This is a genomic window from Nonomuraea sp. NPDC023979 (assembly GCF_040639085.1).
Lineage (GTDB): Bacteria > Actinomycetota > Actinomycetes > Streptosporangiales > Streptosporangiaceae > Nonomuraea > Nonomuraea ceibae.
Genome location: NZ_JBEZZG010000016.1, coordinates 164,399 through 174,341, shown reverse-complemented (window position 1 = coordinate 174,341; position 9,943 = coordinate 164,399). Strand labels below are relative to the sequence as shown.

The following is a 9,943-nucleotide window of genomic DNA, read 5'->3' as shown; positions in this document are numbered from 1 at the left end:
GGCCGCGCGATCGCGCGGCCTGACATGTACTATCGCGCGCGCCCACCCGCGCGGCCGCGCGCGTGGGCGCGTGGACGCGCGAGCGGGCTGTCATACACTAGCCCCCTCACACCGGCAGCGACCCCGGAGGGCATGCTCATGGACGCCAGACCGTACGACCGCGACATCGCGCGCCTGTCCACCTACGCCCACTTGCACGTGCACTGGAGCACGACCGCCTTGTTGGGCCCCATCGCGTCCCGGAGGCTCCGCCGGGCGGTGCGGCGCGCCCGCGCCAGCGGCGCCGTGGTCAGGCACGCGCGAGTCCGCGTCGGCGTGCTCACCCGCTACCACCGGGTCGACTGCTATGGCGAGGGCGCCCAGCTGCTGGCCCTGCCGACCATGCTGGCCCGGCTGCTCGCCGGCAGGTTCGCCGCCGCTCGGCCGGCGGCGTAGGTGGCCACCGGCCGGACCCACGCCGCGTGCGGGCTTACCGCCTACGTGGGCGCCGTCTCCTGGGCCCACGAATCCGGCTACGTTCTCGACCTGGCGACCGTGATTACGCTGGCGCCTCTCGCGGCCGGGGCCGCGCTGCTGCCCGACCTCGACCACCCGGACGCCACCATGGCGCGCAGTCTCGGCTGGCCGTCCCGGCAACTGGCGCGGCTGGTCTCGACCCTCGGCGGAGGCCACCGGGGGTTGACCCACTCCCTGACCGGCGCAGCCGTGTTCGGCGGGCTCGGCCAGCTCGCCCTCGCCTGGCGGGACACGGTGTCCGGCCAGATCGGGCTGTCGATCCTGGTGGCGCTGCTCATCGCCTCAGCCGTACGGGTCTGCGGGATCCGGGGGTGGCTCGACGACGCCGTCGGCATCGCCCTTGGCCCGTTCCTCGTCGGAGCCGGGGTACCGCTCGACGGCCTGCCGCTCGTGGTCGCCGGCGGCTGCCTGGTGCACCTGATCGGAGACCTGCCCACGGATCGGGGCCTGCCGCTGCTGTGGCCGATGCGGGGATGCGTCCGGCTGCCTCGGGCGCTGACGTTCAAGGTCGACGGCCCGGCCGAGCGCAGAGTCATCTTCCCGGCCGTGATGGTGGCGCTGGCGGTGTGCGCGGGGTGGGGGAGCGGCCTGTGGGCGCTCCTGGGGGACGCGTTCGCGACCTTCCAACTCCTCCCGTCCTGACGTCCCGCCCCCCGGCTAGAGTTGGCCTCAACAGCCCGATGCGAACCGGGTATCGACCCCCAGGGAGATACATGTCCCAGCACGCGCTCATGGTCATCACGATGATGACCCAGACGACGCCGCCCAAGCTCCGCTACCGCACCGAGACCGCCCTGGTGCCGATCGGGTCTGGGCTGGACGCGGAAGCGCTTCTCAAGGACGCCATGCGCACAGGCGACAACGCCGCGTTCGACAACGTCACGTTCTGGATGCTGGAGGATGACTACCTCCCGCCCGGCCGGTACCACGTGGTGATGCACATGCACTCCAGCCTGGGCGCCAACGACCTGTACTGGTCGCGCTCGGGGTTCATCACCGTTACCGATCCCCGCTCCGGCAGCCGCCGGGCGGCGTACCACGACTGCTACGACTTCGCGGCGACCGGCAAGCCCGGCACACCCAGCGTTCTGCACTGGTCGCTGACTCCAGCGGTGCTGAAATCCACGTAGGACCTGCATGGCTGCCCGGCTGGCGCTAACATCGTGGTGCTCATCTGCCCGAGGCGAACCGGGCGCGACACGAGGGAGTCCTCATGACCTGCAACAAGCTTGCCAACGCGCTGTTCATGGTCCTGGCCGTGATCGGCACGATCGCCGTCCTTGCCACCCAGGCCGACCTGACCAGCTGGGCGGCAGCTCTCACGCAGTCCGGCGTGCACATCCTCTGACCAATCCACCGCGCGGCGCGCCCTGGGTACCTTCCCGGGGCGCGCCGCCTTCATTAGTTCCCCTCCAGGATCAGGCCACATCCCACAGCGCGGCGGGGGGTGTGGCTGCAGCCGGTCATCACCTCCGCGCCTGAGATGAACCACACCCGCGGCAGCGGGGAGGCTTGGAAGGACCAAACTTGTGATTGATCTTCAGCAGGTCAGCGTCACTGGCATTGCCCGGGCCCGTGACTTGGCCCGGCTCTTGACCGTCTACAGTCCCGTATCAGCAGGCGGCGATCGGCTGGTCACCACGGCCGACGTGCGACGGTGGCAGCGGCGACGGGCCTCTACGGGCATGCCGGCTCCCCGCCCTTCGTCAAGGCTGGGTGAGGAACCAACGTGGGATCGGGTGAGGGTGCTGCTGTGGTTTCTGTCCTGGCGTGGCCCAAACGCATCGCGCCGGCCGGTCCGTGAGCCCCGCCTCCGGCTGGGGCGGTGCTGCCTGAACAGCCCCCACCATCCGAACCCTCTTGCCCCTCAACTGTAAGCGCCGCTACATTCTTGGTCTGGCCATACCGGCCACCAAGGCCCATCCCGGCAGCGACCCCGGGACACCGACAGCAGGAGGATCCATGTCAACCACCACCGTGGTCATCCGCACCAGCTCCGGCGCCCTCAAGACTGTCCTGCGGAGCACCATCCCCCGCTCCGAGCGCCGTGGCTCCCGCAGCCAGCGGCGCCGCATCGCGGCCCGCTTGTCCGTCGACGCTGCCCGCTGAATCCTCGCCGCCCTATTCGGACCCCACTGTGACCACGACCCGGGACCCCACGCAGGGCCCGGGTCGTGGCATGAGCGCCAGACTCAGCGAAAGGGACATCGGGCGTCAGTTCCCAGCGGAAACGAGCGACCAGCCGCCCCATTCATGCCCCCAGCGCTACAATCCCGACCAGAAGCCGGACGCGACCCCGGCATTGACACCAGGGAGAACTTCATGTCCAAACCTGTCTCCGTTGAGCTAAGCGCCGAAGAGCGCGATCTTCTAATCGCCGCCGCCACACACATCGACGGGCTGTTCCCCGCCCTTGACCCGCGGATCCGCATCCTGTTCCTCGCGCGGGGCTACGCCGCCGCCAACATCGACTGGCGTGAGCAGCCATGCCCTCAGCTGGGCGGCATCCTCACCCTCACCCCCGTCACCACCAGCCTGCGCATAACCGGTCTCGGCCGCGCGGTGGCCAGCGCCCACCAGGTAGCCGCGCGATCACGCTGCCACGCATGAGCTGACGCACACGTTCGCGAAGCCCGGGTCTCGTGCCCCCGCGCTCGCCCCCGGGCCTACCACGGAACCCCGCCGCAGGGCGGGGCCCGCCCTTCCTCCAGCGCATCGCGCATTTCAGGGCGGGCCCCGCCCTGCTCTGGGAACCCGTGGTTGAACGGCCCAAAAGCGCGGGGGCCTGGGACGACATCCGTACCTTTCTCGCTGCTGGAGAGATCATGCTCATTCCGCATCCCGTCACCTCTGCATCACGCACCGACCATCGTTGCCCAGGCCGGCGTGAGCCGCGCGCCCGAGCGGAACGATGACCATGGTCAAGGAGATGCCCACCACATACGAGCAACTGCGCGGCAAGCGGGTGTACGCGAACCCGGGCTGGACCGGGTTCTGCATCAACTGCAGGAACCATCTGGTCACTGAGGGCGGCGAGGTCGTCGACCTCATGCCCGGCACCAGATTCAACGGGAAATTCGCCACCGACACGGGGGAGCTCGTCTTCTTCCAACCGTGCCCGCGCTGCCGAAACACCGTGGAGTTCGGCACCGGGATCAGGCGAGGTCGTCCGTGACCACGCCTCCCCTCACCAGCCGCGAGGCCATTCACGAGCACTGGCGGCGGACCGGCGCCGCCTGGCGCATTGAGCACCGCGGTGACGTCCGTCCCTCACCCGGCGGCACCCTCATCGTCTACCCCCGATATGCCGGGTCGCGGCCGCCGTGGTGTATCGCCAACCACAATGCGGTGCCGTTCCCGCGCTTCTACGACCAGCCCGGCGTGACGCGGGCGCTCGCGCTCGCCGAACGGATCGAGCTGCTGCTCATGGCCGACGGCAAGCCGTTCGACTGGAACAACGACGCCGCTCGAAAGGCCAGCCACTTCCCGTCCTCAGAGATCCGTACCATCGACGGCGTCCCGCTGCTGCAGGCCCATCGGGATCTGATCGAGGCGTTCAACACGGAGCGGGCGCGATGAGCTCGAGCACCATCACGAACCCCTTCCGCTCTCAGGAGGCATGAACCATGGGACTCATCGTCTACGGCCATGAGGCACTCGACACCGCACTCAGGAACCACGGCCTCGGCAGAACCGGTAGCGTCCTCGGCCTGCGTGACTGGCCGAACGTGCTGGCCGGCATCGCGCCGCCGTTCTACCACTACGCCGAAGCGGAGCGCGGCGTCGTCCTGGTCCACTCGCCCATGCTCAAGCTCTACTCCCGCGTCGTGACGACCGGCGGCGACTTCGCCGAGCTGGCCGTGCGCGCCGCCCAGAGCATTCACGACACCCTGACCGAGGACCGGCGGCACAAGGCCGTGTTCGGCGGCAGCGGGTGCGGCCTCGTCTACCCGATCGAGCTGGAGAAGCACATCGCCACCGGCGACGCCTTTCCCGGCGTCGACCCCGGCAACCGACTCGCGGTGGCACGCATGCAGCTGCCGCACTGGATCCACCCCGACGCCTGGCGCACTCTGCCGCGCGACACCCAGCAGCGCCACCACACCACCGACTACGGGTGGATCCTCGACCAGATCAGCCGGATCTGGGACGGAGCCTGATCATGTCCCTGTTCGCCACCCCCGAGGAGCACGCCGCCAACCCGCCCAGCACCTGGAAGGTGGTGCCGGCGGGCACTCGGCAATGGGCCCACGCCACCGCCGCCGGTACGGTCCTGGGCGGCCGGTACGACCGCAAGCGCGACGCTGAGGCCGACCTCCTCACGAGCAGCTACGCGGTCTTGTGGGAGCAGGAACGCCGCTGGTACGCCGGGGAGCAGGTCGACACCTGGCGCCCCTATGCCGAGGTCCTGGCCGAGCGCCAAGCCCTCGACGCATGGCGGTGCCGCGATGCGCGATGACCCGGCCGGCCACTGCCTCCATGAAGTGAACAGCTACCACCTCCACCTCTACGACGTACACGCCGAGCAGCCGGGCGAACCGCCTCGCCCGGCCATCATCGAGCACCACCTGCACACCTGGATGGACGAGCACCGCCAGATCCACCCTGACGCCAAGGAGGTATACGCCTATCGCCGCCTCGGCCGCGACTTCGACCTGCTCGGCAAGTGGGACACCCTCGACCAGGCATGGACCGAACTTGGAGTCGCCGGCGAAGTCCCGCGCATCAGCTGCACTTCCGAGAGGACCTGACAATGCCCTACAAGCGCCCCCCAGAGCGTCGTGCCAAGCTGACCAGGAGGCACCGCATCTCCCCGGAGGACAACCGGTGGTTCTCCCAGGACGGCACCATCAGCACCTGGCCGGTCTGGGAATCGGATCACGTGCGCGCGGACTACTGGCTGGTGATGGACGACATCACCCACAAAACGGAGCGCGCTCTTGACTCCGTCCACGCCCGTGAACTCATCTTCGACATCCTTGAAACACGAGCCGCCACCAACAATGCCGCACCCGCCGACAACCGCACCCCGGACGAGCGATGACCCACGCAGCCAAGCCGCGCAAGCAGCCCGACGAGAGCAGCAGCGACTACAAGCGGCGCACGGCCGACTGGAACGTCACGACCGGCGCCGCCACCGTCGAGAAGGCCGCCCGATCCCTGATCAGCGCCTCAATCCGCACTCTCGGCTCCACCGAGACCTCCCCCGAACGCTGGGGCGCTCACCCCGTCCCCACGGCCCAGCGCGACCGCGCCGACAGCTGGCGCCGGGCACTCGTCGACGCGCTGGCCATCCTGGACGCGCTCCACGTGGACGAGTGGAAGCGCGAGGTAATCGCCGCCACCGAACAGCGGGAGCGAGCGTGAGCGACGCCACCAACCTCACCCCAGCGCAGATCGTCGTCCTGCACGCCGAGGCGTATGCCCAGCGCAGCCCGTTCGTCGACCCGGCCGCGCTGCGCGTCGTCATGAGCACGCACTTCCACACCGAGTGGGCGGCCGCGATCCTCGGCCACCCCTACCAAGGTTGGAACCACATCGCCAACTGGGAAATCGTCCTGCTCGCGCTCGCGCTGAAGGCCGAGCCGGACAGGCCGACGCCGGCCGTCGTGGCCGAGCGACAGGAACGCGCCCGGCGCGAGATGGAGGAGGCCGAGCGGGCACGGCAGGTCCGTTACCAAGCCGAGCTGGACGCCTGGCACGTCCTACGGGATCGCCTGCCCATCAAGGTGACCGTCGGCCATAACTGGACGATCGGCCACTGGGAGAGCGGCTACGTCACCGGCCGGGATCACATCGTTGCCCAGGAGGAGCTACGCGTCGGCCGCCTGCACCGCGCCGTCAGGCAGGTGCTGTGCGAAACCCCGTCCAAGACGACTTCGGGACGCCGGAACAAGGACCCGCTGCGTGGCGTCGACCGGCGCGACGACGGCGAGGACCGGATTCCTACCTGCGTGGCGTGTCTACGTGTTGCCGAGCGGATTGCCCGGCCCGCTTGAATCCGAAACGTAAGCAATACTACATTCGTCGCATGCCCGCCGCGAACCGGGCCGTCGACAAAGGAGCACCCATGAAGCGCATCATCATCGCCACCGCCGTGGCCTTCCTGACCACCATCCTCCTCGGCCTCCTGGCGCTGAACCTAGGCGTCTTCGACGACTTCGGACGGCTCTTGGCCCTGCCCGGCGTATTGCTCGGCGCTGCTACGTTCCTGATCCTCGACCACTGACAGCCGTCACCAGGCACGACCGGCGCCTGTAGCTCGCCGCTCGTCTGCTCGCACTCCTGCGTCATGGCCCCCGACGCTCGCCCTCGGAGGCCGTGACCTTCATGCGGACAGGACGCCCGCCGCGGTTAGCAGCCGCCCGCCCCGAAAGCGCTGTATCGTGGGCCCTGACCGGCCTGCAGCGACCCAGGCCCCAGATGGAAGGACAACCATGACCTCAATCTCCGACTTCCGCACCTCCGAGGTCCTCGGGATGGCGCGCCGCTACGTTGCGCTGGACGAGACCAACATCGACGAGGTCAACCTGGCCGCTGTGCCGCTCCTGACCTGGCTGGCCGAGGCCGGCGACGAGAGCGAGCAGGACCGCCGCATGCTCGCGCTCAGGCACGCCAGGGAGTGTCAGCCGCCGATGACCCTTCAGGGGGAGCAGGTGCGGCTCGCCCAGATCGAGGACGGCCCCGTAAAGGTCGACCTGCTGAAGACGAGGGCCCAGAGCTTCCTGGAGGACGCTCAGCCGTTCTACGACACCATGGCCAACGCGAGCTCGCTCGGCGAGAAGGTGTCGGTGCCGGCGCTGGCTAGCTAACCTGCGAGCCACCATCAGAGCCCCCGGAGGAAGGATTCCCCGGGGGCTCTGACCTGTATGTAGAAAAGAACGTAAGCACTACTACGACCCGGACTCACGACCGAAGGGAAAGGGAAACCGTCCATGAGCTACGGCCACGATTCCCGCCTCATCCACGAAGCACTCCGCGACCATGGCTTCGCCCGCAGCAGCTACCGCGTGCAGACGATCCCTACCCGCTGGGTCGCGACCCGCGAACCCGCCTACGCCAAGGGCAATGTCCTAAGCGGACGCCACATCACCGTGCGGGCCGCGGAACTCGCGCCCCGGCTGGCGCTCCCCGCCTTCCACGTCGTCGTGCAGTGGCTCGACCTCCGCCCGATCATCGTCACCTTCAAGGACTATGGCACCCACGCCCCCAAGACGTCGCACGTCCCGCCCCACACTCTCATCGAGCGGGAGAGCTGACATGGCCGAATACAAGCCCTACGACAACGACGGCAACGAGGGTTGCCCCGACTGTGGCACGGACAAGGGCGCGGGCCACCTGTCGTGGTGCCAGAACCCCGAGAACCCCAGCGCTGTCCTCAGCAACGACAGCCGGAAGGGGGTGAGTAGCCGCCCGACCCGCCAGAGCCTCACAAGGTTCGGTCAGGGAAAGCTCGCGCCGTCCAATATCCAGCCCGCCCTCACGATCACTCCCGTGCTCTGCAAGCGCGGCACCATAAAGGACCAGAGCGGGCAATGCAGTGCGTGCGGCAGGCAGTGCACGCAACCGTGGAAGCCCCACAAGCCGCCGCAGCTCGGAACGCTTGGCTGGATCGAATGGCATCCGAACGGCACTAGTCAGGTAGTGCCCGCCGAGAAGTACGCGGACGTCTCGGTCCCTGCTGGGTCCAAGGCGCTGGTGCAGTGCCGGTGCTGTGACCGTATCGGGCCCCTGCGCGGCTTCTATCTGCGTGCGCGGGTTGCTACGAGAGGTGGGAACGGGACGGCCGCCCAGAACCGCCGCGCCCACCTCGGGCACGTCGGGCACCTCGCAGCACGCAGGAGCTGGTCGAGGAATGGAACGTTCTTCGCGGGACGTGCACTCTGGCCCAGGGCGCCGAGCGCCTCGGTGTCAAGGTCGACGAGCTTCGGCGAGCCGTTGAAGCAGCGGAACGTGGCTAGACCTTGCTAGACGCACCCTGTGGCGTCGACCTCGCAGCCCATGCACGAGTGCCTGCGGTGCTGCACGCCCTCCGTCCCAGACGAGGAGGAGCCGGTGCCCGGCCTCAAGCCGCCGGCGAATCGTTACCAGCACAAGACGATCGACCAGTGCAGCACCGCCCTGCGACGACTGCCCGGCGGCGGCCGTCGTGGATACAACCCGTTCATCCACCTTGGGACCTGGGAGTAGAAGCAGGGCCACCCACGAAGGGAGAACCACATGAGCCGTGAGGGACAGACCATCCAGGTTGGCGAGGGATACCCCGTCGTCCTTACCCGCGATCTCTTGAACGCCTGCAACACCTACGGCTGGGCAACCATCCTCCACAGCGGGCACCCTGGCGAGGGCTACGAACAGATCGCCAGCCAGGCCCTGAACGACCTCTACACCCACCTGCGCGCTCAGGTGCCCCATGACCCATCTGACGAGAGCACCTCGTTCCCACGCCACCACCTGACGCGCCTCGCAGCCTGGCTCGGCAACTGGGACCTCACCAACGGCTGCGCGAAGGGCTGGCCCGAGGCCGTGCCCATCCGGACCACCATGGATATCCCGCTCAACCCGCCCCAAAAGACTGATCACACTACGAGGTAGGGCGCCCCGATTTTGTCGGTGGGGGTTGCTATCTTCTACCGCTAGTGCGAAAGCACCATTACAATCTGAAGTGTCCGATGCGAACCGGGCACCGACACGAGGGAGGGCCCCTGTGGCCACCAACAAGTCCTACACGATGAACGGCCGCCCGCTCGTCTGGTCGATCCGCAGCAACACCGACCCCAGCCAGCGCTACAAGGTGTCCATCGCCGAGTGCGGCGCGATCGACAACAACCCGTGCGGCGACTGGCTGCACCGCCACACCCAGGGCGAGAACCCGATGTGCAAGCACATCGTCTCCGCCTACCTGCAGCACATGGGCGCCGATGAGACCACCGCCACCACCCTGGCGCCGCTCGTCATGAAGGCGCTCGACAGCCTCGCCGAAGCCCTCAACGGCGGCAGCGACCTCACCCACCTGCAGGCTGCTGCCGAGCTGTTCCGCCTGACCCGCTAAGCCCCCGGCCCGCGCAGGCCGCCACCCATCGGCGCCTGCGCGGGCCGGATCCATCCGCCCGACGCGAACCGGGCGACCGACACAAGGAAAGGAGATCCGCCATGCAGGCACTCCTCTGCCACAGCCCCGGCTGTGACTGCTGCCCCGACAGCGCCGTCTGCGTCGCGCTGCCGACCGGCGTGCTGGCCCGCACCAGCCCCAGAGGCACCTGGACGGCCCACCGCTGCGCCGGCTGCGGCCAGGCCGCCGTCCAGGCCCACGCCGCCCGGCCCCGGGACATCACCGCCACCTTCACCCTGTACACCGCTCTGCCGCCGGTCTACGAGCCGCAGCCAGCAGAAGACACTACGCCCTCGCCGGTGGCGTGATGGGAGC

At 68.7% G+C, this 9,943-nt stretch carries 20 protein-coding genes; all 20 read left to right on the top strand.

Going from position 1 to position 9,943, the window contains the following annotated elements; genetic code table 11:
- Nucleotides 1–138 precede the first annotated feature (138 nt).
- The 20 genes from AB0G11_RS27050 to AB0G11_RS26955 all read left to right on the top strand — a co-directional run bounded on the left by AB0G11_RS27050 (nucleotide 139) and on the right by AB0G11_RS26955 (nucleotide 9,936).
- The gene (locus tag AB0G11_RS27050; protein WP_357589150.1) at nucleotides 139–435 is read left to right on the top strand and encodes a hypothetical protein; all 297 of its coding nucleotides are present in this window, start codon (nucleotides 139–141) and stop codon (nucleotides 433–435) included.
- Nucleotides 436–1,158 (top strand): metal-dependent hydrolase, encoded by a 723-nt coding sequence (locus AB0G11_RS27045; RefSeq protein ID WP_357589148.1) that lies wholly within the window; start codon nucleotides 436–438, stop codon nucleotides 1,156–1,158.
- A gap of 71 nt (nucleotides 1,159–1,229) precedes the next feature.
- Complete coding sequence (locus AB0G11_RS27040) at nucleotides 1,230–1,646, top strand: hypothetical protein (protein ID WP_357589146.1); 417 nt, start codon at nucleotides 1,230–1,232, stop codon at nucleotides 1,644–1,646.
- Nucleotides 1,647–1,729: 83 nt separating this feature from the next.
- A complete protein-coding gene (locus AB0G11_RS27035; protein WP_357589144.1) occupies nucleotides 1,730–1,864 on the top strand; it encodes a hypothetical protein in 135 nt (44 codons plus the stop codon).
- Nucleotides 1,865–2,478: 614 nt separating this feature from the next.
- A complete protein-coding gene (locus AB0G11_RS27030) occupies nucleotides 2,479–2,625 on the top strand; it encodes a hypothetical protein (protein WP_357589142.1) in 147 nt (48 codons plus the stop codon).
- A 213-nt stretch (nucleotides 2,626–2,838) separates the two neighbouring features.
- A complete protein-coding gene (locus AB0G11_RS27025) occupies nucleotides 2,839–3,126 on the top strand; it encodes a hypothetical protein (RefSeq protein WP_357589141.1) in 288 nt (95 codons plus the stop codon).
- Between the two features lie 319 nt (nucleotides 3,127–3,445).
- Nucleotides 3,446–3,691, top strand: coding sequence for a hypothetical protein (locus AB0G11_RS27020; protein ID WP_357589139.1), 246 nt, complete (start codon nucleotides 3,446–3,448; stop codon nucleotides 3,689–3,691).
- A complete protein-coding gene (locus tag AB0G11_RS27015; protein WP_357589137.1) occupies nucleotides 3,688–4,095 on the top strand; it encodes a hypothetical protein in 408 nt (135 codons plus the stop codon). Before AB0G11_RS27020 ends, AB0G11_RS27015 begins: the two co-directional genes overlap by 4 nt.
- Before the next feature lie 47 nt (nucleotides 4,096–4,142).
- Nucleotides 4,143–4,676: a hypothetical protein gene (locus AB0G11_RS27010; protein ID WP_357589135.1), complete on the top strand. Its 534-nt coding sequence runs from the start codon at nucleotides 4,143–4,145 to the stop codon at nucleotides 4,674–4,676.
- A 2-nt stretch (nucleotides 4,677–4,678) separates the two neighbouring features.
- Entirely contained in the window at nucleotides 4,679–4,975 is a 297-nt protein-coding gene (locus AB0G11_RS27005; RefSeq protein ID WP_357589133.1) for a hypothetical protein, read from the top strand.
- The gene (locus tag AB0G11_RS27000; RefSeq protein WP_357589131.1) at nucleotides 4,965–5,267 is read left to right on the top strand and encodes a hypothetical protein; all 303 of its coding nucleotides are present in this window, start codon (nucleotides 4,965–4,967) and stop codon (nucleotides 5,265–5,267) included. The genes AB0G11_RS27005 and AB0G11_RS27000 overlap by 11 nt, the downstream gene beginning before the upstream one ends.
- A gap of 2 nt (nucleotides 5,268–5,269) precedes the next feature.
- Nucleotides 5,270–5,560 (top strand): hypothetical protein, encoded by a 291-nt coding sequence (locus tag AB0G11_RS26995; protein WP_357589129.1) that lies wholly within the window; start codon nucleotides 5,270–5,272, stop codon nucleotides 5,558–5,560.
- Nucleotides 5,557–5,883 (top strand): hypothetical protein, encoded by a 327-nt coding sequence (locus tag AB0G11_RS26990; RefSeq protein WP_357589127.1) that lies wholly within the window; start codon nucleotides 5,557–5,559, stop codon nucleotides 5,881–5,883. The genes AB0G11_RS26995 and AB0G11_RS26990 overlap by 4 nt, the downstream gene beginning before the upstream one ends.
- Entirely contained in the window at nucleotides 5,880–6,515 is a 636-nt protein-coding gene (locus tag AB0G11_RS26985) for a hypothetical protein (RefSeq protein WP_357589125.1), read from the top strand. Before AB0G11_RS26990 ends, AB0G11_RS26985 begins: the two co-directional genes overlap by 4 nt.
- A gap of 71 nt (nucleotides 6,516–6,586) precedes the next feature.
- Entirely contained in the window at nucleotides 6,587–6,745 is a 159-nt protein-coding gene (locus AB0G11_RS26980) for a hypothetical protein (protein WP_357589123.1), read from the top strand.
- A 208-nt stretch (nucleotides 6,746–6,953) separates the two neighbouring features.
- Nucleotides 6,954–7,328 (top strand): hypothetical protein, encoded by a 375-nt coding sequence (locus AB0G11_RS26975; protein ID WP_357589122.1) that lies wholly within the window; start codon nucleotides 6,954–6,956, stop codon nucleotides 7,326–7,328.
- Nucleotides 7,329–7,451: 123 nt separating this feature from the next.
- On the top strand, nucleotides 7,452–7,775 hold the full coding sequence (locus tag AB0G11_RS26970) for a hypothetical protein (protein WP_357589120.1): 324 nt from the start codon (nucleotides 7,452–7,454) through the stop codon (nucleotides 7,773–7,775).
- 961 nt (nucleotides 7,776–8,736) lie between these two features.
- On the top strand, nucleotides 8,737–9,111 hold the full coding sequence (locus AB0G11_RS26965; RefSeq protein ID WP_357589118.1) for a hypothetical protein: 375 nt from the start codon (nucleotides 8,737–8,739) through the stop codon (nucleotides 9,109–9,111).
- Between the two features lie 112 nt (nucleotides 9,112–9,223).
- Nucleotides 9,224–9,568, top strand: coding sequence for a hypothetical protein (locus AB0G11_RS26960; RefSeq protein ID WP_357589116.1), 345 nt, complete (start codon nucleotides 9,224–9,226; stop codon nucleotides 9,566–9,568).
- A 101-nt stretch (nucleotides 9,569–9,669) separates the two neighbouring features.
- Complete coding sequence (locus AB0G11_RS26955) at nucleotides 9,670–9,936, top strand: hypothetical protein (protein WP_357589114.1); 267 nt, start codon at nucleotides 9,670–9,672, stop codon at nucleotides 9,934–9,936.
- Nucleotides 9,937–9,943 lie beyond the last annotated feature (7 nt).